The sequence below is a fragment of the Micromonospora sp. CA-248212 genome, assembly GCF_050948405.1.
Classification (GTDB): domain Bacteria; phylum Actinomycetota; class Actinomycetes; order Mycobacteriales; family Micromonosporaceae; genus Micromonospora.
This window is the reverse complement of the sequence record NZ_CP192023.1, coordinates 6603594-6626397: the sequence shown is the minus strand read 5'-3', so window position 1 is coordinate 6626397 and position 22804 is coordinate 6603594. Positions and strand designations below refer to the sequence as shown.

23 protein-coding genes are annotated in these 22804 nt (G+C 71.0%); 11 read left to right on the top strand and 12 right to left on the bottom strand.

Going from position 1 to position 22804, the window contains the following annotated elements; all coding sequences use genetic code 11:
• Window positions 1-73: 73 nt before the first annotated feature.
• Together ACQP03_RS31180 and ACQP03_RS31175 are read right to left on the bottom strand one after the other, a co-directional pair.
• Window positions 74-1090: a GNAT family N-acetyltransferase gene (locus tag ACQP03_RS31180; RefSeq protein WP_357129264.1), complete on the bottom strand. Its 1017-nt coding sequence runs from the start codon at window positions 1088-1090 to the stop codon at window positions 74-76.
• Between the two features lie 72 nt (window positions 1091-1162).
• Window positions 1163-2701, bottom strand: a complete 1539-nt coding sequence (locus ACQP03_RS31175; protein ID WP_433459388.1) for a lytic murein transglycosylase — start codon at window positions 2699-2701, stop codon at window positions 1163-1165.
• Between the two features lie 37 nt (window positions 2702-2738).
• Between ACQP03_RS31175 and ACQP03_RS31170 the strand changes: the two genes are divergently transcribed.
• Window positions 2739-2942: an FmdB family zinc ribbon protein gene (locus ACQP03_RS31170; protein WP_433459386.1), complete on the top strand. Its 204-nt coding sequence runs from the start codon at window positions 2739-2741 to the stop codon at window positions 2940-2942.
• Between the two features lie 153 nt (window positions 2943-3095).
• Window positions 3096-5918, top strand: a complete 2823-nt coding sequence (locus tag ACQP03_RS31165; protein WP_357172316.1) for an ATP-binding protein — start codon at window positions 3096-3098, stop codon at window positions 5916-5918.
• 138 nt (window positions 5919-6056) lie between these two features.
• Here ACQP03_RS31165 and ACQP03_RS31160 read toward each other — a convergent pair whose 3' ends face one another.
• From ACQP03_RS31160 to ACQP03_RS31150, 3 genes are all read right to left on the bottom strand, one after another.
• Window positions 6057-7343: an IS256 family transposase gene (locus ACQP03_RS31160; RefSeq protein ID WP_357175977.1), complete on the bottom strand. Its 1287-nt coding sequence runs from the start codon at window positions 7341-7343 to the stop codon at window positions 6057-6059.
• Between the two features lie 146 nt (window positions 7344-7489).
• Window positions 7490-8029 carry a phospholipase gene (locus tag ACQP03_RS31155; protein WP_357172313.1) on the bottom strand — a complete coding sequence of 180 codons (540 nt, stop codon included), beginning with the start codon at window positions 8027-8029 and terminating at the stop codon, window positions 7490-7492.
• A gap of 177 nt (window positions 8030-8206) precedes the next feature.
• On the bottom strand, window positions 8207-9853 hold the full coding sequence (locus ACQP03_RS31150; protein ID WP_433459383.1) for a glycoside hydrolase family 10 protein: 1647 nt from the start codon (window positions 9851-9853) through the stop codon (window positions 8207-8209).
• Between the two features lie 198 nt (window positions 9854-10051).
• Here ACQP03_RS31150 and ACQP03_RS31145 point away from each other — a divergent pair, with 198 nt between their 5' ends.
• Entirely contained in the window at window positions 10052-11548 is a 1497-nt protein-coding gene (locus ACQP03_RS31145) for an amino acid permease (protein WP_357134457.1), read from the top strand.
• A 118-nt stretch (window positions 11549-11666) separates the two neighbouring features.
• The gene (locus ACQP03_RS31140; protein ID WP_357134455.1) at window positions 11667-12674 is read left to right on the top strand and encodes a LacI family DNA-binding transcriptional regulator; all 1008 of its coding nucleotides are present in this window, start codon (window positions 11667-11669) and stop codon (window positions 12672-12674) included.
• On the opposite strand, the gene ACQP03_RS31135 is transcribed toward ACQP03_RS31140, so the two are convergent.
• From ACQP03_RS31135 to ACQP03_RS31125, 3 genes are all read right to left on the bottom strand, one after another.
• Window positions 12671-13396: a methyltransferase domain-containing protein gene (locus ACQP03_RS31135; RefSeq protein ID WP_357172308.1), complete on the bottom strand. Its 726-nt coding sequence runs from the start codon at window positions 13394-13396 to the stop codon at window positions 12671-12673. The two genes, ACQP03_RS31140 and ACQP03_RS31135, sit on opposite strands and share 4 nt — an antisense overlap.
• A gap of 332 nt (window positions 13397-13728) precedes the next feature.
• Window positions 13729-14037, bottom strand: a complete 309-nt coding sequence (locus ACQP03_RS31130; RefSeq protein WP_363661265.1) for a hypothetical protein — start codon at window positions 14035-14037, stop codon at window positions 13729-13731.
• Between the two features lie 38 nt (window positions 14038-14075).
• The gene (locus ACQP03_RS31125) at window positions 14076-15713 is read right to left on the bottom strand and encodes an ABC-F family ATP-binding cassette domain-containing protein (RefSeq protein ID WP_363661264.1); all 1638 of its coding nucleotides are present in this window, start codon (window positions 15711-15713) and stop codon (window positions 14076-14078) included.
• Between the two features lie 62 nt (window positions 15714-15775).
• Between ACQP03_RS31125 and ACQP03_RS31120 the strand changes: the two genes are divergently transcribed.
• The 3 genes from ACQP03_RS31120 to ACQP03_RS31110 all read left to right on the top strand — a co-directional run bounded on the left by ACQP03_RS31120 (window position 15776) and on the right by ACQP03_RS31110 (window position 17386).
• Window positions 15776-16546, top strand: a complete 771-nt coding sequence (locus ACQP03_RS31120) for an ROK family protein (protein ID WP_357397312.1) — start codon at window positions 15776-15778, stop codon at window positions 16544-16546.
• A gap of 89 nt (window positions 16547-16635) precedes the next feature.
• The gene (locus tag ACQP03_RS31115; protein ID WP_234582401.1) at window positions 16636-17004 is read left to right on the top strand and encodes a tetratricopeptide repeat protein; all 369 of its coding nucleotides are present in this window, start codon (window positions 16636-16638) and stop codon (window positions 17002-17004) included.
• Between the two features lie 127 nt (window positions 17005-17131).
• A complete protein-coding gene (locus ACQP03_RS31110; protein WP_088987488.1) occupies window positions 17132-17386 on the top strand; it encodes a Smr/MutS family protein in 255 nt (84 codons plus the stop codon).
• 78 nt (window positions 17387-17464) lie between these two features.
• Here the strand turns inward: ACQP03_RS31110 and ACQP03_RS31105 are convergent, their stop codons facing one another.
• The gene (locus ACQP03_RS31105; RefSeq protein WP_357397308.1) at window positions 17465-18034 is read right to left on the bottom strand and encodes an AAA family ATPase; all 570 of its coding nucleotides are present in this window, start codon (window positions 18032-18034) and stop codon (window positions 17465-17467) included.
• 60 nt (window positions 18035-18094) lie between these two features.
• Here ACQP03_RS31105 and ACQP03_RS31100 point away from each other — a divergent pair, with 60 nt between their 5' ends.
• Window positions 18095-18571: a DUF4279 domain-containing protein gene (locus ACQP03_RS31100; protein WP_433459378.1), complete on the top strand. Its 477-nt coding sequence runs from the start codon at window positions 18095-18097 to the stop codon at window positions 18569-18571.
• 52 nt (window positions 18572-18623) lie between these two features.
• Here the strand turns inward: ACQP03_RS31100 and ACQP03_RS31095 are convergent, their stop codons facing one another.
• Window positions 18624-19793 carry a helix-turn-helix domain-containing protein gene (locus tag ACQP03_RS31095; RefSeq protein WP_357172297.1) on the bottom strand — a complete coding sequence of 390 codons (1170 nt, stop codon included), beginning with the start codon at window positions 19791-19793 and terminating at the stop codon, window positions 18624-18626.
• 129 nt (window positions 19794-19922) lie between these two features.
• On the opposite strand from ACQP03_RS31095, the gene ACQP03_RS31090 reads away from it, so the two are divergent.
• Together ACQP03_RS31090 and ACQP03_RS31085 are read left to right on the top strand one after the other, a co-directional pair.
• Entirely contained in the window at window positions 19923-20078 is a 156-nt protein-coding gene (locus ACQP03_RS31090) for a hypothetical protein (protein ID WP_357134411.1), read from the top strand.
• A 68-nt stretch (window positions 20079-20146) separates the two neighbouring features.
• Entirely contained in the window at window positions 20147-20374 is a 228-nt protein-coding gene (locus ACQP03_RS31085) for a hypothetical protein (RefSeq protein WP_357134410.1), read from the top strand.
• A gap of 147 nt (window positions 20375-20521) precedes the next feature.
• Here ACQP03_RS31085 and ACQP03_RS31080 read toward each other — a convergent pair whose 3' ends face one another.
• On the bottom strand, window positions 20522-21337 hold the full coding sequence (locus tag ACQP03_RS31080) for a hypothetical protein (protein ID WP_357134408.1): 816 nt from the start codon (window positions 21335-21337) through the stop codon (window positions 20522-20524).
• Window positions 21338-21514: 177 nt separating this feature from the next.
• Window positions 21515-21691 (bottom strand): hypothetical protein, encoded by a 177-nt coding sequence (locus tag ACQP03_RS31075; RefSeq protein WP_355053517.1) that lies wholly within the window; start codon window positions 21689-21691, stop codon window positions 21515-21517.
• Between the two features lie 302 nt (window positions 21692-21993).
• Here ACQP03_RS31075 and ACQP03_RS31070 point away from each other — a divergent pair, with 302 nt between their 5' ends.
• Window positions 21994-22794 carry a 2OG-Fe(II)-dependent halogenase WelO5 family protein gene (locus ACQP03_RS31070; protein ID WP_357134406.1) on the top strand — a complete coding sequence of 267 codons (801 nt, stop codon included), beginning with the start codon at window positions 21994-21996 and terminating at the stop codon, window positions 22792-22794.
• Window positions 22795-22804 lie beyond the last annotated feature (10 nt).

The following is a 22804-nucleotide window of genomic DNA, read 5'->3' as shown; positions in this document are numbered from 1 at the left end:
GGACGGGGTCACCGCACGTTAAGGTGCCCCACTGTCCACCGTCCATCCCCTAGTGGACACTTTCGTGAATTCCTCAGCGTGGCTGATCGAGGCGGTGCACCAGCTCGGCCACGTCGACGCTGTACTCGCACCAGTCCCGGTCGGGCCGGTAACCCAGCTCCGCGTTGACCTTGAGCATCGCCTCGTTGGCCTGCGCGTTCCAGGTCTGCACCTCGGCCAACTCCGGCTCGGCGGAGCGCAGCTCCAGCAGCATCCGCGCCTTGATCGCCCGGTCGATGCCGTAACCCCGGTGGTCCTGCCCGACGATGGTGTCGTACTGGTCGGCGCGGGTCGGGTGCTGCGCGGGCACCACGACCTCGGTCAGCCCGGCCACCTCATCGCTCTGCTCGTGCCGGGCCAGCACGATGTACGGCTTCATGCCGCGCCGGTGCAGGGTGTCGAGGCTGTCCCGCAGGCGCTCCGGGTCGTAGGAGCTGGGACGTAGCTCGCCGTCCTCGACGTCGCGCACCTCGGCCTTGGCCCGCGCGTACGACTCGATCAGGTCGTCCGGTGGACCGCCCGGATAGAACTCCAGGTGGTAGCCCGCGCCAATCCCGGTGGCCATCTCGGTCAACTCGGCCCAGTCCACCGACGTCAGGTCGAGCACGCTGCGCGTCTCCACGTACTCACGGGTGAAACCGAGCGACTCGTAGAAGGCCACGGCCGGCGTGTCGCCGACCACCTCGACGCCGATCGACTGGAAGCCCTCCTGGTAGACCCGCCGGGCCGCGCGCAGAACCAGGTCACGACCGAGGCCGCCGCGTCGTACAGAGGGGTGGACCAGCACCTCGAGCACACCGATGTCACCGAGCAGCAGCACGTGGACCTGGCCGAGGACGGCACCGACCTCGCCGGGAGCGCTCGGTTCGGCCTGGGCGAGCCAGGAGATCCGCCGCTCACCCGGCATCACCTCGCCGAGATACTCCCGTAGGGAGGTCTCCCGCCACGGCGGGTCCTGCGGCAGATCGGCCGCGAGCACCGCGTTCAACGTGGTCAACAGCGACGCGATCTCGGCGGACGAGGCGGTCCTGGGGTCCCACTCGCGCACCATCACCCGTCTAGCTTGCCGCTAACGGCTGCCCGGGGGAAGTGTCCGGTCCTCCAATGTGCGTGGACGATCACATCACAGGCGGCTGGCCCGTCCGTACCGGTCAGCGGTGTCGTAGACGGCCTGGGCGTACCGCCGTACGTCGTTGTACGACAGGATCGCGTTCCACCAGTCTCCCGGGATGCTGAGGTTGCGGCCACCCTTGCAGAGGTAGTTGCCGGCCGCCAGCGCCGCGTCGTCCAGGTCGTGCGGGTCCTTGACCCCGTCCCCGTCGGCGTCGGCCCCGATCTCCTGCCAGGTCGTCGGGATGAACTGCATCGGCCCGATCGCCCGGTCGTAGATCTTGTCCTTGTCGAGCGCGCCGCGGTCGGTGTCGATGATCCGCATCCGGCCGCCCGTGCCGTCCAGCCGCAATCCGATGATCTCCGGAAGCGCCTTGCCGTCGGCACCCAACTGCGCGCGGTTGGCCGAGCCGTGCCCGGACTCGACCTGACCGATCGCGGCCAACGTCGTCCAGCTCAACGCGCAGCTACGGTTGGTCTGAGCAAGCATCTGCTCCGCGTACCCGTACGCCCGCATGGCGGTCGGCGGGATGCCGACCTTGGGCCCGACCTGCTGCGCCCAAGCGGCCAGGGCGTCCGACGGGCGACCGCCGATCGTCGGGGCGACGGCCGGCCCGGTCGGCACCACGCCGGTGGGGAACGCCCCGGTCGGCACCGCCCCGGTGGGCAGCGGGCCGGTCGGCCGTGGGTCGAGTGGCAGTGCCGGCGGCACGGCCACGGTCGGTGCGGCCGAGGCGTCGACGGCCACCGGCTTGGACCCGCCGATGGTCGCCGGGACGAGCAGCGCTCCCGCTGCGGCGGTCGCCGCGACCAGGGCCAGCAGGAACACCCCCGGAACGGTGAGTCGACCGCTGGGCCGGCGCGACCACTCCCGGGTCGCCCGAGCGGCGGTCACCGCGGCCTGGCGCGGCGGTGGCAGCCGGACGGCGTGCGCGAACGGCACGCGCCGCCGCCGACCAGGCGTGACCGCCGGTACGACGGCGACGCCCTCCACCTTGGTCGCCGTCAGGTCGGTCGCGCCCGCCGCGACCGTCCCGTCGCCGGTCGTGGCGGTATCGGCGTTGGCGTCGCCCGCCTTCGCCTTCGCCGGGTCGGCGGCCGTGGCACCGGTCTTCACCAGGTCGGCGTCGGTGGTGCCGGTCTTCGCCGGGTCGGCGGTCGTGGTGTTGGCGGTCGCCGGGTCGGTCTTCGCCGGGTCGTCGCCGTCGGTGTTGTCGCGCGCCGGGATGTCGGTGCCTCCGTCGGCCCGATCCGCGGCGGCAGTGTCCGTACCGGCGGTGTCCGCGTCGGCGGCGGGGGCCGCCGTCGCGGCAGTGTCATCGTCGGCGGCGTGCTCGCCCCGGTCGTCGGCGGGGGCGTCGACTGTCGAGGCAGGAGCAGCGTCGGTCGTGCCGCTGCCCAGCCAGGGGCGGCGCGGGCGAGGCACGGCCGGAGGCGCCGGATCCGGCGCGGCGCCCGACTCCGCCAGAGGCCCGTCCAGCGGCGCGGCCGGTCGAAGCGGTTGCACACGCGTCTTGTCCTCGCCGTCCACCACCCGTCGAGTATCACTCATGTCCCGACGGGCGTCAGGTCCACGTACCCTTGGTGGCATGCCCCGGTACGAGTTCCGATGCCGCGCCTGCGGCGACAACTTCGAGGTCAACCGTCCGATGGCGGCGGCCGGAGCGCCGGCCACCTGCCCGCAGGGCCATGCCGACACGGTCAAGTTGCTCTCGGCGGTGTCGGTCACCGGTCGCGGCGCCGCGCCGGCGGCCGGTGGTGGCGGCTGCTGCGGTGGCGCCTGCGGCTGCTGACCCGGCGGTTTCGGCGGCAGACTCGTGAACCGCCCTTGCCGGGACCGGGTTCGAGTGGCACCTTGAGGCGGCACCTGCCCGGCCGTTCTCACGATGCGTGACCGCTCGGACTCAGGCAGCATGAACCCGACGTCACGGGCGGAGGTTCCACGCATGTCGCCACGGATCCAGCTCCCGAGCGGTTGGGTGACCTTCGTGTTCACCGACATCGAGGGCTCGACCCGGCTGGCCCAGTTGCTCGGCGCGGACTACCGCCCGGTGCTCGCCGAGCATCGACGGTTGCTGCGGCGCACTCTGGCCGCCACCGGTGGTGCCGAACTGTTGACCGAAGGCGACTCGTTCTTCCTGGCCTTCGACGACGCGGCGGCGGCGTTGACGGCCTGCCTGACCGCCCAGCGGGCCCTGGCGAACCACGACTGGCCGACCGCGGAGGCCGCGCCCCGGGTACGGATGGGTCTGCACACCGGCTACGCCGAGCCCCGCGACGGGGAGTACGCCAGCCCCGAGGTGCACCGGGCAGCCCGGGTGGCCGCGGCGGCCCACGGCGGTCAGGTGCTCTGCTCGGCGTCCACGGCCCGCCGGGCCGACCCACTGCCACCCGGCGCCACCCTGCTGGACCTGGGCCTGCACCGGCTACGTGGCTTCGACGACCGGGAGCGGCTGTTCCAACTGGTCGCTCCCGGGCTGGAACGGCAGTTCCCCCGCCCGCGTACCGCCGAGGCGGTGGCGCACAACCTACCGACCCAGGTGACGTCGTTCGTCGGGCGGCAGGTCGAGCGCGCCGAGCTGAGCGGGCTGGTGGAGCGGCACCGGTTGGTCACGGTGCTGGGCGCGGGCGGCGCGGGGAAGACCCGACTCGCCGTGGAGCTGGCCGGTGGCGTGGTCGAGGCGTACCCCGACGGGGTCTGGTTCGTCGACATCGCCGCGGTGACCGACCCGGGGTTGGTGGCGTTCGCGATCGCCGCGGTGCTCGGGCTGCGGCCCGAGCCGGGCCGCCCGATGCTGGACACGCTCGTCGAGTACGCGGCGGCCCGCCGGATGCTTGTCGTGCTCGACACCTGCGACACGCAACCGGCCGCCTGCGGCGAGGTCATCTCACGGCTGCTCTCCGGCGGGGGCGGCGTGCGGGTGCTGGCGACCAGCCGCGAGTCGTTCAGCCTGCCCGGCGAGGTGGTCTGGCGGATCCCGCCGCTCTCGGTCGACCCACGTGCCGACGGCACGGAGAGCGACGCGGTCGCGCTGCTGTTGGACCGTACCGCTGCGGCCCGTGGCGGCCGGCAGCCGGAGCAGGCCGAGTCGGCCGATCTTCGCCGGGTGGTGCAGCGGTTGGACGGGCTGCCGCTCGCCATCGAGCTGGCGGCCGCCCGGCTGCGGGTGCTCTCCGTCGGTCAGCTCGCCGAGCGGCTGGACGACGTCCTCGGCACCCTGGACGCCGGCCGGGAGGACCCGGAGCCGCCGCCGGTGGAGCGGGGCTGGTCCGGCAACCAACAGGACACCGTGGACCTGGTGGCCGCGGCGATCGGTACGCCGCCGCCCACCGCGGCGAGCCGGGCCGTGCAGCGGTCAGCCACCGAACGGCACCTGACCATGCAGGCCACCGTGACCTGGTCGTACCGGACGTTGGGGCCGCGGGCCGCGCGGCTGCTGCGCTGGATGGCCGTCTTCGCCGGGCCGGTGGACCTGCCGACGGTGGAGTGGCTGCTCGGCGACGACCCGCTGGATCCGCTGTCGGTGCTGGTGGACAAGTCGATGGTGTTGGCCGAGCCGCGGGCCGCCGGCAGCTCCTACCGGATGCTCGACCCGATCCGGGCGTACGCGGCGCGGCGGCTGGCCGAGGCGGGCGAGGAGCAGGCCGCCCGCGACCGGCACGTGGCCTGGTCGGCGCACGCTCTGGATCGGGCCCACCTCGGCCCGGACGGGCGACCCGTGACGCTGTCCCTCTACACCCTCGACCCGCTGGCTGACGAGCTGCGGGCCGCGCTGCGCTGGTGTGCCACCGGTGGCAGCGCCCGCGCCGGTCTGCGCCTCACGGGCGGGCTGGACCAGTGGTGGCGCGAGCGCGGGCTGGCGCGGGAGGGTCGACTCTGGCTGTTCCGGCTGTACGGACGGATCGCCGAGACGGGCGAGCGGATCCCGGACGCGGAGCTGGCGGCGGCGTACCACATGCACTCGCTGCACGCCGGCGCCGACGGGGAGTTCGCGGAGGAGCTGCGCTACTCGCAGCGGGCGGAGGCCGCCGCCCGGCAGGCCGGTGACGCCGGTCTGCTCGCCCGGGTGCTCGCCGGCCGGGCCGCGCCGCTCGTGGACATGGGCCAGTTCTTCGAGGCCGAGCGGGTCTGCCGGGAGGTCATCGACTGGGCGCACGGGCAGGACGTGGTGGGCGAGGCGCTGTTCGCGGTGTTCAGCCTGGCCGAGCTGCTCTGGCGGCGGGGGGCGCTGGCGGAGGCGGCGGACCTGCTGGGCGCGGCGCGTCCGGTCGAGGCCGCCCGCCCGGTCGAGCGCGGCCGGCGTTCGGTGGACATGCTGCTCGGGATGGTCGCGCTGGCCCGGGGCGACGTGATCGCCGCGCACGAGCACCTGCTGGTGGCACTGCGCTCACGGATGGGGCACGGCTACCACGGCCGGGCCTGCGACACCCTGCACGCGATCGCGGTTCGGTGCGCGCTCGGCGGGGACCCGACGACCGCCGCGCGGCTGTTCGGCGCGGCGCAGGCCACCCGGGCGAGCATGCGGGCGACACCGGGCATCTACGGCGGCTACTGGGCCGACCAGCAGTCGGAGCTGCGGGCGATGATGGGCGACGTCGCGTTCGACGACGCGTACTCGGAGGGCGTCGAGTTGAGCCTCGACGAGGCGGTAGCGCTCGCCCTCGACGTGGAACACCCGGACCTGGCGGCGGACTCGACCCGCTTCAGCACCGAACTCTCCCACCCCGCCCCACCCCAACACCCCGCCACAAAAACCGAACACGCCTAACCCCCCCACCCCAACCCCACCCCCCTCCACCCCCTCTTGAACCTTGTTGATCAAGAGGTTTGCGTCAGAAATCGTGCCTCCGCTGACGCAAACCTCTTGATGGGGCTGTCTCGCTAACGGTGTTTCCGGCGATCTTGGTTAGTAGGTTTCAGCGGCTGGGAAGCGGTCGCTGAAGGTGATGGCGAAGGCGTTCAACGCGGGTTTCCAGCGCATCGTCCATCGGGTTCTGCCTGTTCCGGTGGGGTCCAGGGATCGGGTCACCAGGTACAGACACTTCAACGCGGCCTGCTCGTTGGGGAAGTGGCCGCGGGTTTTGATCGCCCGTCGGTAGCGGGCGTTCAACGACTCGATCGCGTTGGTCGAGCAGATCACCCGCCGGATCTCGACGTCGTAGTCGAGGAACGGGATGAACTCCGCCCAGGCGTTGTCCCACAGCCGGATCACCGCCGGATACCGCTCGCCCCACTTCTCTGCCAGGTCCTCGAACGCGGCCCTGGCCGCCGCCGCGTTGACGGCGGTGTAGATCGGTTTGATGTCGTGCTTGAGCGCGTCCCAGTACTTGCGGGAGGTGAGCCGGAACGTGTTGCGGATCAGATGGATGATGCACGTCTGCACGATCGTGCGGGGCCACACGTTCGTGACCACCTCGGGAAGACCTTTCAGGCCGTCGCAGACGAGGAAGAACACGTCCTTCACGCCCCGGTTACGCAGGTCGGTCAGCACGCTCATCCAGAACTTCGCACCCTCACCACCCGAGCCGGCCCATAACCCGAGGATGTCCTTCTCCCCGTCGAGCGTGACCCCGATAGCGGCGTAGAAGGGCCGGTTCGCGACCTGCCCGTCGCGGACCTTGACCACGATCGCGTCGATGAACACGGCGGCGTAAATCTCATCCAACGGGCGGTGCGACCAGTCGGTCATCTCCTCGATCACCTTGTCGGTGATCCGCGAGATCGTCTCCTTCGACACCGAAGCCCCGTAGATCTCCGCGAAATGCGCCGAGATCTCCCCGGTGGTCAAACCCTTGGCATACAACGACAACACGACTTCGTCGACCCCGGACAGGCGCCGCTGCCTCTTCTTGACGATTTGGGGCTCGAAGGTGCCGGCCCGGTCCCGGGGCACATCGATCTGGACCGGCCCCGTGCTATCGGTCAGCACCGTCTTCGCCCTGGTGCCGTTGCGGACGTTGCCCGACTCCACCCCAGCCGACTCATGTTTCTCATAGCCCAGATGCTCGGTCATCTCCTCCTTCAGCGCCGTCTCCAGGACCGTTTTGGTCAGCTGCTTGAGCAGCCCGTCCGGGCCGGTCAGCGACAGCCCTTGTTCCTTCGCGGCCCGGACCAGCTCGGCGGCGGCCTTCGCCTCAGCCGACGGCTCGGGCCGCTTCTTACGTCCGGTCTGGTCGTTCAGTGTCGCGGTCATCACGGCACCCTCCTCACCAGGCACAACGCCCGATGGGTCAGGCCGGAAACACCCTTAGATGCACAGACCCCTCTTGATCACCGGGGCGAGGGGAGGGGGTGGGGAGGGGGGTGGGGGTGGGGGTGGGGGGTGGGGTGGGGTGGGGGTTAGGGGCGGGTGTGGGCGTTGGATTCGGCTTGGGCCTTTAGCTGGGCGGCTCGGTCGAGGTCGGCCTGTTGGACTGCGGCTACCGAGCCGAAGATGTGGACCGCCTGGTAGTAGGTCCAGGCCAGGCTGTAGCAGGCCGGGCGGACGATTGTGTTGTACGTGGCGCAGACCCGCTTCAGATCCGCGTAGAAGGCGCTGTCGAGGCGGGCCTTGTTGGCGGAGAACTGACCGACCGCCTTGTAGTTGCGGTAGCCGAAGTCGTGCCGGTAGCAGCCCAGGTTGAAGGTGAAGCCGAGCGGGTTGTCCGGGCTGGACGAGCAGTAGTCGGTGGACCAGACGAAGTTGTACTCGGCCCAGGGGGCCCGGTTGAGGCGGGCGCTGTTCCAGGAGTTGTAGCTGGACGCGCTGGTCTGGGTCCAGCTCGACAGCACGGACAGCTTCTCGGCGGGGGTGACGGCGGCGGCGGGGGAGGCGATGGCGAGGGTGGCGAGCAGCGCGAGCGCGCCCGAGGCGAACAGGGTGGCGAGACGTCGGGGCACGGTTTACCTCCGCGGGGTGTGCGGTGGGACGGAAGTTACCGGCTGGTCACCGGATGTCGACAAGTTTCGATCAACTGATCAGCCTGCCGGTATGCGCCTCGCCAACTATCTGTGACATGCGTTGAAACAGACGAATGCCCCGGACGCGGGTGCGTCCGGGGCACTCATCGGACCTGGTCAGCGCAGCAGGAACGCCGGTGGGCTGACGTGGCTCTCGTTGGCCGTCCGGTCCAGCGCGGTCACCAGGTAGGTGTAGCGCCGGCCCGGCTCGGCCGACGTGTCCACCCAGGACTGGACGCCGCCCGGGGTGGCCCGGACGGTGTCGACCAGTCCGGTGGCGTCGGCGGTGGCGCACTGTCCGGGCAGCGTGGTCCCGTCGAACCGGTAGATCGCGTACGAGGTGGCCGTGCCCAGGGGGCCCCTGCCATCGGCCGGCTGACGCCAGGTCAGCCGTACCCCGTCGGTGTCCCGCGCGACCCGGGTGACCACCGGCGGGAGCAGCGGCTTCGCCGGCAGGTGCGGCATGGCCGGTACGACGGCCGGGCGCGAGTAGTGCTCGGCCGCGTAGATGTCGGTGGCGTCGAGCCGGTTGGCCCGTACCTGGACGGCGGAGAAGTGCACGTTGCCCTGCACCTCGGGGTACGACCGGTTGAGCGTCAGGTGGTCGGACAGCTCACGCGGGTTCTGCCAGTACGGCCCGTACGCGGGGTCGCCGCTCTTGTAGTCGGCCTGGCCGATGTAGAGCTGCACCCGGGTCCCACGTACCGTCTCGGCCCACCACGGCACGAGTCGCGCGTAGTCGGCCGCCGGGTACTGGCCGATGTACCAGTAGAGCTGCGGCACGACGTAGTCGATCCACTCCTGCTTGATCCACTTTCGGGTGTCGGCGGAGATGATGTCGTACGACTGGCTGCCGGTGGTGTCCGAGCCGAGCGGGTCGACGCTGGCGTTGCGCCAGATGCCGAACGGGCTGACCCCGAACTTCACCCACGGCTTCGCCGCTTTGATCTTGCCGTTCATCTCCTGGATCAGCAGGTTGATGTTGTCCCGCCGCCAGTCGGCCCGATCGGTGAAGCCCCGGTTGTACGCCGCGAAGGTGGCATCGTCGGGCACCTGGTAGCTGCCGCTGGGGTAGGGGTAGAAGTAGTCGTCGAAGTGGACGCCGTCGATGTCGTACCGCTGGACCGCGTCCATCATCGCGGTCTGGACGAACTCGCGGACCTCGGGGATCCCGGGGTTGTAGTAGAGCCGGCTGCTGGCGACGCCGGCCGGCGGATAGGCGAAGGTCCAGTCGGGGTGCTGCCGGGCCGGGTGGCCGGGCGCGAGCTGGCCGGGGTCGGCGCCGGCGCCGCCGGGGGCCGGCATGGAGACCCGGTACGGGTTGAACCAGGCGTGGAATTCGAGGTTGCGCTTGTGCGACTCCTCGACGAGGAAGGCCAGCGGGTCCCAGCCGGGGTCCTGGCCGCGCACCCCGGTCAGGTACTCCGACCACGGCTCGTACGGCGAGGGCCAGAGCGCGTCGGCGGTGGGCCGGACCTGTACGACCACGGCGTTGTGGTGCAGTCGTTCGGCGAGGTCCAGCAGGCCGCGGTACTCGGCCTGCTGGGCGGCGATCCGGTCCGGGCTGGTCTGGGAGGCCTTGCTGGGCCAGTCGATGTTGACCACCGACGAGATCCACATGGCCCGGAACTGGCGCTTGGGGGTGGCCGGGTTGGTGACACAGGCGGCGGTGGTGGGGGTGGTGGCGCTGGCGGGGGTCGCGGCCGCGAGTGAGCCGAGCAGAATCGCGGTCAGGCCGGCGGCGGTGACGCGGAGTGCTTTCATGCGGTATGTCCCTTCGTTGGGGCTCCCGGCGCAGTCGGTATGCGGCAAGATTCGCCGCTGCCTATCTGCGTACAGAAGGAAATTTTCACAATCGCGTCGCCGCCGCAAGTGTTCGTGGTTGACCATTCGCCCCGCTGGGTAGCAACGCCGGTCACCGGCCGCCACGGTGGTGGTCGCGCGGTGTGAAGGGGTGAGCGCATGTCCGTGCTGCGAACCAAACCGATCAAGGACGTCATAGCCCAGGGCGAGGCCGACGGCAGCGACGGCGGAGTCGGACTCAAGCGGCGACTCGGCGCCCTCGACCTCACCGGCTTCGGCATCGGCATCGTGATCGGCACCGGCATCTTCACGCTCACCGGCATCGAGGCCCGCGACAGCGCCGGCCCCGGCGTGGTGATCTCCTTCGGGATCGCCGGCGTGGTGGCCCTGCTCGCCGCCCTCTGCTACGCCGAGCTGGCGTCCAGCGTGCCGACCGCCGGCAGCGCCTACACCTACGCGTACGCCACGATGGGCGAGATCGTCGCCTGGATCATCGGCTGGGACCTGCTCCTGGAGTTCGCGCTCGGCGCGGCGGTGGTGGCCCGCGGCTGGTCCGGCTACCTGGCCGAACTGCTCGACCTGCCGACCCGGTGGTTCGGCGAGGAGGGCAGCGTCGTCAACGTGGGCGCCATCGCCATCGTGCTGATCCTCGGCATCGTCGCGATCGTCGGCATCCGGGAATCCGCCCGGATCACCAACCTGCTGGTGCTGGTCAAGGTGGCGATCTGCGTCTTCGTGGTGGTCGCCGGCCTGTTCTTCGTCAAGGCCGCCAACCTCACCCCGTTCATCCCGCCGGCCGAGCCCGCCGGCAGTGGCGACGACGGCATCAAGCAGCCGGTGACGCAGGCGCTGTTCGGGTTGGAGCCGTCGGTCTTCGGCTTCGTCGGGGTGCTCAGCGCCGCCGCGGTGGTCTTCTTCGCGTACACCGGCTTCGAGGCCGTCGCGAACCTGGGCGAGGAGACCCGCAAGCCCAAGCGGGACCTCACCCTGGGTCTGCTCGGTACGCTGCTGATCTCCACCGTGCTCTACATCGGCGTCTCGCTGGTGGTCGTCGGCATGGTGCCGTACACCGAGATCGACCGGGGCGCCCCGATCGCGTCGGCGTTCGAGTCGGTGGGCGCCGGCTGGGCGGCGACGCTCGTCTCCATCGCGGCGGTCGCCGGTCTGACCAGCGTCATCCTGGTCGACCTGGTGGCGATGGGTCGGATCGGCTTCGCCATCGCCCGGGACGGGCTCATCCCGCCCTCGATCGCGGCCGTGCACCCGCGCTGGGGCACCCCGTACCGGATCTCGGCGATCATGACGGTGGCGGTCGCGCTGCTGGCCGGTTTCCTGCCGCTCTCCGCCCTGGCCGACCTGGTCAGCATCGGCGCGCTCTGCGCGTTCGTACTGGTCTCGCTCGCCGTACCGATCCTGCGCCGCAAGCGTCCGGACCTGGACCGGCCGTTCCGGGTGCCGTTCTCGCCGGTGCTGCCGATCGTCTCGGCGGTCGCCTGCCTCTACCTGATGCTCAACCTGTCCGTGGAGACCTGGCTGCGGTTCCTGGCCTGGATGCTGCTCGGCGCGGTGATCTACTTCGGCTACGGCTACCGCCGCAACCGCCTCGCCCGCCACGAACCGGCCGTCGCGCCGGAGCAGCGCGAGCCGAGCGCCTGACCCCTCCGGCACACCACAAGGGCCCCCGCCACGCGGGGGTCCTTCGTGCGTGCCGGACCCCTTCTACAACGTTGTAGAGCGGGTATCGTGCGCGGGGCTACATCGGGGAGGTTGCGGGGTGCGACACAGGCTCAAGGACGTGGCCGAGCGGGCCGGCGTCTCGGTGAAGACCGTCTCCAACGTGGTGAACGGCTACCTGCACGTACGTCCGGACACCCGGGCCCGGGTTGAGGAGGCCATCGCCGAGCTGAACTACCGGCCCAACCTCTCCGCCCGTCACCTGCGCAAGGGGCGGACCGGGGTGATCGCCCTGGCGGTGCCGGAACTGGACATCCCGTACTTCGCCGAACTCGCCCGGCACGTCGTCACCGCCGCCGCCGAGTACGGCTGGACCGTGCTCGTCGACCAGCAGGCCGGCGGCCGGCGTGAGCAGGAGCGGGTCGTTGCCGCCGGCATCACCGACCACCTGATCGACGGGCTCATCTTCAGCCCGCTGGCGCTCACGGCGGAGGATCTGGCCAGCCTCGACGGCACCCCGATGGTGCTGCTCGGCGAGCGCGTCGACCACGGCCCCGCCGATCGCGTGGTGATCGACAACGTCACCGCCGCCCGGGAGATCACCGACCACCTGATCCGGCTCGGCCGCCGCCGGATCGCGGCGATCGGCGCGCAGCGCACCGACGAGGGCGCCAGCGCCCGCCTCCGCCTGGCCGGCTACACCGAGGCGCTGCGCGCTGCCGGCCTGGCCTACGACGAAACCCTCGTGGCGTCCGCGGCGGCCTGGCACCGCGCCGACGGCGCGGCCGCGATGCGCGGCCTGCTCACCACGGGAGTACGCCCCGACGCCGTGTTCTGCTTCAACGACACGCTCGCCCTGGGCACCCTGCGCGCCCTGCACGAGGCCGGCCTGCGCGTGCCCGAGGACGTGGCGGTGGTCGGCTTCGACGACATCGAGGACGGGCGTTTCTCGGTCCCCACCTTGAGCACCGTCGCTCCCGACAAGGAGCAGATCGCCCGGCTGGCCGTCGAACTCCTCGCCAATCGCCTCGACGGCGACCGCGCTGCCCCCGCCCGCGCGCTCAAGGCCCCGTACCGGCTGGAACTGCGCGAATCCACCAGGTCCTAGTCGAAGAAGCGGGCCAGGTGGAAGTTCGGAGCGGGCTCGGCGTCGGCGGGCAGGGGCGTCAGGTCGGCGAAGATCGACGCGCCGTCGCACCCGGCGTGCAGCGGATACCAACGCGGCGTGCCCGGCGGTCGGAGCTGGCAGATCCCCTTGAAGGTCTGCACGTCCATCAGCCGGACGTGGGTGGGGTCGGCCACCGCGTTGACGTGCCCCCACCACGGGCTCATCACGTGCAGGACGCCACCCGGGCGCAGCACCCGGTGACACTCGTCCACCAGGGGCAGGAAGTCGATCAGGTGCTCCAGGATGTGCACCGCGAACAGGACGTCCACCGAGTTGTCGGCCAGCGGCAGCGAGCCGGAGAGGTCCGCCACCGCGTCCACCCCCGGCGCGGGATAGATGTCCAGCCCGAGGTTGCCCGACCACTGCTTGGTCGGGCCGCAGCCGAGATCCACCACCACCGGCGCGCGTCCGCCGACCCCGACCCTGCACCAGACGCCGTAGACGCCGGCCAACCGTCCCACCAGGTCCCGCACCAGCCGTAGGTCGGCCGGCTCGGCCACCTCTCCGCTGAGGTGGGCGACCCCGCGGTCGAACCGCACCTCGACGGCCAGGCCCCGGAGCCGGTCGTCGTTCCGGACCTGGTCCGCCCACGCCTGCGCGAGGAATTCGTCGATCAACCGCAGCCGGTCGGCCGAGGGCGGAGTCTGTGCCAAAGCGACCATTCGGGCCACCTCCCGCCGCGCGTTACCCGCCTACGCGCCCGGTATTCCCGTTTCGCCGTCGCGCGACCGCCGACGGGCGTGTCGGGGCGTCCCGAGCACCTACCTGTCGAGCCTGATGACTGTGCGGCATCAAGATGCCCCATAGTCATCACGCCCGTCGGAGTGCCCGCGCTCCGGGCGCAAGGCCCGCGCTCCGGGCGCAAGGCCCGCGCTCCGGGCGCAAGGCCCGCGCTCCGGGCGCAAGGCCCGCGCTCCGGGTCCAGGGCCCGCGCTCCGGGTCCAGGGCCTGCGCTCCGGGCCCAAGGCCCGCCCCGGCCCGGCAGCGTCGAGGGTCAGCCCGACAGCGTCCGGCGACCCCCGCGCATCCGCTGGCGGGGTGGGGGAGTGGCGGGCTTTGGCCGCTTGAGGTGGTAGCGGTGCAGTTCGTGGTTGCCGGGCAGCGACGGGTCCTCACTCATCGCGACCAGCTCCCAGCCCTGGTCGCCGGCCCGGTTGAGGTGGGCCAGCGACGTGTCGCCGTACGGCGTGACGTCGACCATCGAGCCGTCCGGGCCGTACCAGACGAAGACGACCTCCCAGCCGAGGTCGTTGGTCGCGGCCTGGCGGCGGCGGACCAGCAGGGCGTACTCCCACTTGAGCATGGCGTCATTCTCACCCCACGCCGGCCCGCCGGCACGGATCAATCCTCGGCGATCCGCCCGGCGTCGACCCGCAGCCGCCGGTTGGTCTCGACGGCGGCCAGCATCCGCCGGTCGTGCGTGACCAGCAGCAGCGTTCCGGGGTAGCTGGCCAGCGCCGATTCCAACTGCTCGATGGCGGGCAGGTCCAGGTGGTTGGTGGGCTCGTCCAACACGAGCAGGTTGACCCCACGGCCCTGGAGCAGAGCCAGCGCCGCCCGGGTGCGCTCGCCGGGGGAGAGGGTCGCCGCCGGTCGGGGGACGTGCGCCGCGCGCAGCCCGAACTTCGCCAGCAGGGTCCGCGCGTCCGCGGGCGACATGTGGGGTACGGCCGCCTGGAACGCGTCGATCAGCGGCGCGTCGCCGAGGAACAACCCCCGGGCCTGGTCCACCTCACCGACCACCACGCCCGGCCCGAGCGAGGCGGTGCCCTCGTCCACCGGCAGCCGCCCCAGCAGCGCGGCCAGCAGGGTGGACTTGCCGGAGCCGTTCGCCCCGGTAACCGCGACCCGGTCCGCCCAGTCGATCTGGAGGTTGACCGGCCCGAGGGTGAAAGCTCCCCGGCGTACCACCGCGTTGCGCAGCGTGGCCACGACCGCGCCGGCGCGGGGCGCGGCGGCGATCTCCATCCGCAGCTCCCACTCCTTGCGGGGCTCCTCGACCACGTCGAGCCGTTCGATCAGCCGCTCGGTCTGCTTGACCTTGCCGGCCTGCTTCTCGGTGGCCTCGCTCCGGAACTTGCGGCCGATCTTGTCGTTGTCGGTGGCCTTGCGGCGGGCGTTCTTCACGCCCTTCTCCATCCAGCCGCGCTGGGTACGGGCGCGCGCCTCCAGACCGGCCTTCGTGTCGGCGTACTCCTCGAAGTCGGCGCGGGCGTGCCGCCGCGCCACCTCGCGCTCCTCCAGATAGGCCCCGTAGCCGCCGCCGTAGTGGTTGACCTGCTGCTGCGGCAGGTCCAGCTCCAGCACCCGGGTCACCGTGCGGGTCAGGAACTCCCGATCGTGGCTGACCAGCACCGTGCCGGCCCGCAGCCCGGTAACGAACTCCTCCAGCCGCTCCAACCCGGCCAGGTCCAGGTCGTTGGTCGGCTCGTCGAGCAGGAACACGTCGTACCGGCTGAGCAGCAGCGACGCCAACCCCGCCCGGGCCGCCTGACCGCCGGACAGCCCGGTCATCAGGTGGTCCAGGTCGACCGTGAGCCCCAGATCGGCGCTCACCTGGTCGGCGCGTTCGTCGAGGTCCGCGCCGCCGAGGGCCAGCCAGCGCTCCAGCGCGTCGCCGTACGCGTCGTCGGCGCCCGCCGACCCGGCCGTCAACGCCTCGGTCGCGGCGTCCAGCGCCGCCTGCGCGCCGGTCACCCCGGTCCGGCGGGCCAGGAACTCCCGTACCGTCTCGCCCGGCCGCCGCTCCGGCTCCTGCGGCAGGTGCCCGACGCTCGCGGTGGGCGGGCTGAGTCGCACGCTGCCGGCCTCTACCGGCAACAACCCGGCGAGGGTACGCAGCAGCGTCGACTTCCCGGCCCCGTTCGGCCCGACCAGGCCGACCACGTCGCCCGGGGCGACCACCAGGTCCAACCCGGCGAAGAGGGGGCGGTCGCCGTGCCCGGCGGCCAGGTCCTTGACGATCATCGTGGCGCTCATCAGGACGGCAGCCTATCGGGCCGCCCGCATGAGACCGGCCGCGAGCGGGCAGACTCCATGACGTGGTGACCACACTGGCGATCGACTGCGGTGGTGGCGGCATCAAGGCGTCGGTGCTCGACGAGGCCGGCACGATGCGCGCCCGACCGCTGCGGGTGCCGACCCCGTACCCGCTGCCGCCCGATCTGTTCGTGCGGACCCTGGTGGACCTCGGTGGGCGACTGCCCACGGCCGACCGGCTGACCGTCGGCGTCCCCGGGATGATCCGGCACGGCGTCGTGGTGGCCACCCCCCACTACGTCACCCGCAGCGGACCCCGGTCCCGGGTCGACCCGGAACTGCTGGCCGAGTGGTCCGGCTGGGACGCGCGCGGAGCGCTCGCCGACGCGTTCGGGGTGCCGGCGCTGGTGCTCAACGACGCCGAGGTGCACGGGGCCGGTGTGGTGGCCGGTACCGGCTGTGAACTGGTGTTGACGTTGGGAACGGGGTTGGGCAGCGCTCTCTTCGACGGCGGCGTCCTCGCGCCGCACCTGGAGCTGTCGCACGCGCCCGTGCGGTGGGGCACCACCTACGACACGTATGTGGGCGAGCCGGAGCGGCGGCGACTCGGGGACGCCTTCTGGTCCCGCCGGATCCGGCAGGTCGTGGACGGGCTGCGCCCGGTGTTCCGGTGGGACCGGCTCTACCTGGGCGGGGGCAACTCGCGGCTGATCCGACCGGAGCAGCTCGCCCGGATGGGCGACGACGTGGTGGTGGTGCCGAACACGGCGGGGATCGTCGGCGGCGTACGGGCCTGGGAGCTGTCCGCCGGCCGCCGGGACGCCCGAACCTGACCCTATTTCGACCCGGGGAACAGTCGCCAAACGCCGAGTGTTGTGCCAGCGTCGGAACAGGTGACGGCGCGACCCGAGGAGGTGGGCAGATGGATCTCCTGGCGGACTACCGACGGGCGACCATGTTCTTCGAGACCGGTGACCCGAGCGGAGCGGCCCGACTGCTGGAGCCGATCGTGGACGCCGAGCCCGGCAACGCGGCCGTCCGGCAGTTGCTGGCCCGGGCGTACTTCCAGTCGGCCCAGCTCAACCGGGCCGAGGAGCAGTTGCGGGAACTTGTCGACCGGGACCCGAGCGACCACTACGCGCACCACGTGCTGGGTCGGACGCTGGAGCGGCTGAACCGACACACCGACGCGCTGCGGCACCTGCGGATCGCCGCCGCGATGTACGCGGCCAACGACGACTACCGGATCGCGCTCCAGCGGGTGGAGACCCGCGTGGGCGGCACGCGCTGAGCACGGAGCAGGCGGTGTACGAAGGGGCGGTCCCACGGGACCGCCCCTTCGTCGTCGGGCCGTGGGGTGGGCCGACGGGCGTGCCTAGGATGGCGGACATGGGACCTGACCGGCCGGGGGCTGCGGCATGAAGCTCAAGCTGGACCTGCACGACATCTTCAACAAGGGCCAGGACATCGACCGCGCGCTGCGCGGGATCATGGACGAGGCGGTCGCGAAGAAGGCCACCCTCGTCGAGATCATCCCGGGTAAGGGGTCGGGGCAGCTCAAAAAGCGGGTGCTGCGGTTCCTCGACCAGAAGGACGTCAAGCAGCTCTACCACCGGGTCGAGAAGGACTCGAAGAACTTCGGCCGCCTCTTCGTCCACTTCCGTTGGAAGTAGCAGCGTGATGGCCTCTGACCGACGCTTCCGTACGCCCCGGGCCGTCGAACCGTGACACCTTAACCACGGTCACGACTCTCAGGGCTGAGCTTCCCTCAGTGGGCCGAGCAACCAGCGATTGGCGGCGGCGTGACTGCGGAGGTGAACCACGGGAAGGTCCGGACGCCGGGCCGACAGGGCCTCGATACGTGTGGCCGTCTGAGGATGCGTGTTCCACGCCCAGCGAACGATGTGCTCGGAGTCGGTGAACAGGGTCCAGAGCGGCGGTTCCACGTTGCCGTTCCAGAGCTGTTGGCGTCGAAGGCGGCGTACGACGGTCCGCCGGACGACCTGGCGCATCACGGTGATCTTCGGCAGATCCAGCCACACCAGCAGGTCCGCGAGATCGGCGAGGTGAGTGCGTACCGCCCTGTACTGCCACTCGGTCACCCAGGAGGGACCTGCGCTGAAGCGGCGTACGTCGTCTTCGAAGGACGGCCGTCTGGTCCACGACGGTCCGTGGAACAGGCCGTCGATCTCAATGTGCGGCGCTTGCAACGACGTGGCGATGCGGGAGGCGAGGGTCGTCTTTCCGGCGCCCGAGGTGCCGGCGACCAGCACGCGGCGGGGACGCCACGGCAGGGGATCGGCGGCGTGCAGGTGCGGCATGGCAATGAGGGTAGTTCGACCGGATCGGCTTGGTACCTACCGCGACTCTAGAGTGCCCGCATGCTCGTATCCCAGTACGCGTACCTCGCGCTGTCCTCCGTCCGGGTGTCAGCGGCCGAGATCACGAGCAGGTTGGGCATCAAGCCCGACGAGGTGCTCGTTCGTGGCAGTCGCCAGGGCGATCCGGTTCGGCCCACCGCTAATCGGTGGAAGATCGTCTGTCGCAAGCCCGGACTTACCGTGGACGAACAGCTTGCGGAGATCGTGGATCGCCTGTTCGACCACGCCGAGCGGATCGGGGAACTTGCCGCTGAGCTGGACCGCGTCGATGACGTGCCCGGTGCGAGTGTCCTGCAAGTCGTCCGGGTGTTCGAGCACCCGGACGGCGAGGAGGAAAACCTGACCAGTCCCGTCGACGGCATGCAGAAACTCGCGGGGCAACACCAGTTGCTGGGCTGGCACCTGAATGCCCAGGTGCTGGAATTCCTCCGGCTCACGCGGGCGGAACTGGACGTGGACGAGTACCTGTACGGATGAAGAGCCCAGGCCGGCGATAGGGCGGAGATGACGTCAGCGCTTGCGGATGTGGCTACCGAATGGCGTTCAGCGCGTCTCGGAAGTCGGCGGTGGCCTGCTCGTGGGGGTAGCGACGGTGAAGTTCGACGTCAACTTCACCGGCGACGAGCAGCAGCGAGGGCAGGGACCGCCGAGTAGCGGCGAACGCCGTCACCCCCTCCTCGACGGCCCGGTCCAGCTCGCCAGCGCGCAGGGCTGTGGCGGCGAGCGTGAGTCGGGCTTCGGCCATCCGCATGGGTGACCGCTCGGTGCCGTCCGATCCGGTGCCGAGACGCAGAACCTCGTTGGCGTAGTGCTTGGCGAGAGTGTCGTGTTCGGCGAGGCGGTAGGCGTCCATCGCGTAGAACAGCCATTTGCCGGGATCGACCTCGAAGTGGTTGTCGGGTCGGTCGGGCGCACCGAGGTCGTCGAGGAGCCGCCGACCTCGATCGAGCGCCGTCCGCGCGCCCTCAAGGTCGCCTAGTCGTGCCAGCGATTTGGCTTCCTGTGCGATCAGTTGCACCCCCACCCGCTGTCGACCGGCGGCTTCCTGCCCAGCTCGGGCGGCGGTCAACGCTGCCTCGTGCCGGGACTGGGTGAGTGCGAACCACGCCGTCATCTCCCACGCCCAGCCGGTGATGCCGGCGTGCCCGGCTTCCTCGCCGAGCTGACGGGCGGCAGTGCGGGTGGCCTCGGCACTGGCGCGTTTGCCGAGGTCGTATTCGACACAGCCGATCAGCAGCGCCAGCCAGCCTGCGCACACCAGCAGTTCGCGGTGCTGCCGCAGCCCGGTGGGTCGCTGTAGCAGTCGGGCGACCTCGCGCAGCCAACCCTGACCTTCGGCGCGGAGTTCCCCGGCGTCGCGCCACCCGTACTGGCAGCACAGCTCGGTCACGGTCGCCTGCAACGTCTCGATGGTGGCGGGGGCGGTGTCGCTGGCGTGCATTCGATGTAGCAGCTCGACGGTCTCCGACGGCCGGATGTCGGAGGCAGCGGCGATGTCCAGGGCGGCGCAGGCGATCAGCTCCCCACGAGCGGCCAGGACGTCGTCGATCCGGCGGGCCAGATCCTCACCCGGTCGACGACGGCCGTTCTCAAGCCGTGAGAGGTGACCCTTGTCGGCGGGCAGCAGCTCGGCGAGAGCGGCCAGGCTGAGCCCGCGCGCTTCCCGCGCTGTCCGCATTCGGGCGCCGAATGTTGGCATGTCTCGCGCCTCCCACCGGAGTTGCCAGGTTGCCGGTGCGCATTGGCAACGCGCAACCCGTCGACCGATGTGAGCGTACCGCCGCACGGTGTATCGGACGAGCACACGCAGTGATCGGCGGGAGGCGTGGTGGCGATTCGGGAGCGGTTCAAGCGCTGGTGGAGCAGGCGGAGGCAGGTCCAACTGGACGTGACCGGAGCAGCGACCTGTTACCCACAGCGGTTCGGCGCGTACGGGATCACGGTGCGGGACGGCAACCGCGACGGTGGGCGGGCGGCTCGGTGACGGCTGGAGAACGGCAGACTGTACGGGCCAATCGGGCTGAACGGTCGGTGTCAGCGCTCGATCGCCGGATGGACGGGGAGCACCTGCCGCGCCGCCCGCAGTGGCACTGCCAGACGTGTGTGGCAGACACGCCCTGGCCGTGCCATCCCGCGCGGGTGCGCCTCGCCGAGGCGTACGGGCGCGACCGCATCGGCCTTTCCATCTACGTCAGTGGGCTGCTCTTCGTCGTCGTCGTGGAGCTGCCCGAGGTGGCGCCGGCCGAGTTGTACGAGCGGTTCGTGGCCTGGACGCGCTGATGGGCAGCGTCCACCCAGGCGACGGGGTCATGTCCTACTCCGACTGGGCGCACGGTCACAGGCTGGCCGTGAGGAGGCCGCGCACCGCCAGCGGTAGCACCGCGCTCAGGTTGCCCACCAGGGCTTGTCCCATTCGGACTACTCGCGTCAGCCGCCGGGCTTACCGGTCGGGAGCGGCGGACCCGCGGTGACGAACCGGATCGTCGGTTTCAGCTTGGCGCAGAGCTTGCGGGGAAAGGCCGGCGCCGCCTTGATGATCGCACCGCACCCGCCCGACGTGGTGCGGGTGACGGTCGACCAACCGGCCGGCTCGTTACGCAGGAAGTAGCGCCGTACGGCGGTGTCCACCTCGCACCCGGGGCGCGGCTCGACGCCGCACGACGTCGGGTCGTCCGGCACCGTCATGATCAGCCAGTTCCCGTCGCAGGCCTCGACGTGGCCCTGCGAGTGGCGGGACACGTCCATCCCCCGTACGGCCGCACGCGTCCAGGTCGGGTCGCAGCGGTCCTCCGGTGGCTTGCAGCCAAGGTGCTCGTCACACCGGCTGTACGCGCCGTTCTTCAGCGCCCACGTCTTCTGGTTGAGCGACAGCGGGCGGTCGCCGATGGGCTCCGCCGACGTGAGGGTCACCTGGGCGGGCTCGGAGGTCGGGCAGGCGCCCACGGTGGCGGACCCGGCCGATTCCTCCACGATGTCGGCGAAGATGACGCCGTTCTCCTCGGTCTGGTTGTCGACCCGGACGTTGCGGGAGCAACCATCGCCACCAGCGAGCGCCTTGACCTGCACGGTCACCGCCCGGACACCCGGACCGGGCGTCACGCCGCTCACCTCGGCCTGGTAGGTGTCCCACGCGGCGGACGCGCTCGGTGCGGCGTCTTCGGGCCGGGTCTGCGGCGCCGCGCAGGCAGCCACTCCCGGCACGACGACAGTCAGCAGGCAGAGAACGGTTGCGAGCCGGCGCATGGATGACATCCTGCCCGTCCGCGCCGCGTTTCGTGGTCCCGCTCGGGTGATCCACTCCAGTTTGGCGAACTGGGACTATCCCCGCAGCAAGACGCCCCCAGTTCGCCGATCTGGAGTCGATCATCCACGCGCGGAGGACGGCGCGACCAGCGGCCGAGGTGCGGGCCGGCGTGGGAGTCAGGCGTCGGTGCGGGAGGTGTGCGCGACCGGTCGTCGGGACCAGCACTGCGGGCGCTGGCGAACGGCCAGCTCCAGCGCGAGGTGGTCGGACTCGATCATTTCCCGGGCTATTCGACGCGCCATCTCGAGGCGGTCGACGTACGCGTCAAGATCGGTCGGGCCGGCGCCAGCCATAATCGAACTCCTCGTCCCATTCGAACTAGTCGCATCATGCACCGTGCCGGCGAGCCGCCACCATTCTCCGATCGGTGGAATCGATCCGCCGTACGGCTCTGGGTGTCGTACCCCCGGCTGGGCCGATGGTAACGGCGCGTCCACCACCTCGCCCGCGAACTGCCAAAAGTGTCCACCAGATACGTCGCGATCAATGGTGACGGGTGGATTTGCCGGTGCTCGCTACATTGCACGGTGCACGGTGCGCGGATCCGCAGGGCGCGACGTGTCCGGTGAGGGATCTTCGATACGAGAGGACCGCCGTGCGACAACCGAGCAGAACCGACCCGTTGTTCGTGGCCGTCGAGTCCGAAGCGATCACCCGCGCGGACGTCGCCGGTCTGGTCGCCGGGCGGATCGCCGCCGTCCGGGTGCCGGGGCTGCTGCCGGCGGCCTGCTGCCACGCCATCACCACCGCGCTCGCCGGCGCGGAGATGGACCGCTACGACGAGAGTCGCGTGTTTCCCGTCGTCGCGAAGTTCGGCCCTGCCATCAACGACCACCGCGATGGTGGGGAGCTGCGCGAGGACTACTGGGCGGCGGCCGACGCCGCGGAGAAGGGCTGGTCCACGTTGGGCCTGCCGGACTCGCCCCGCGAGCTGTGCCTGGCCGCGTTCCGGGCGGCCTGGCCGGACGTGTCGTCGGGGCGGCGGCAGGACCGGCAGATGCATGTCGGCATCGTCCGTGAGATCAACGCCGGCCTTCAGGTGCACTTCGATGACGCGGTCCGGGAGTACGCCGGCCGGCTGCTCGACAGCGAGGTGGTGGCCCAGTTGGCGTTCAACATCTACGTCCAGGTGCCGCCCAGGGGCGGGGAGACGGTGCTGTGGCGTCGCCGGTGGCAGCCGGACGACGAGGACCTGCGGATCCCCGGCGGGTACGGCTACCGGGAGTCGGTGGCCGACGGTACGCAGTCGTTGACGTTGCGGCCGACGTTGGGAGAGGGATTCCTCTTCGACCCGCGCCACTATCACACGGTGCGTCCGGCGACGGATGGCCGGCGAATCTCCATAGGATGTTTCGTCGGGCTCACCGACGACGGTCGACTGGCTCTCTGGTCGTAGTGAAGGGCGT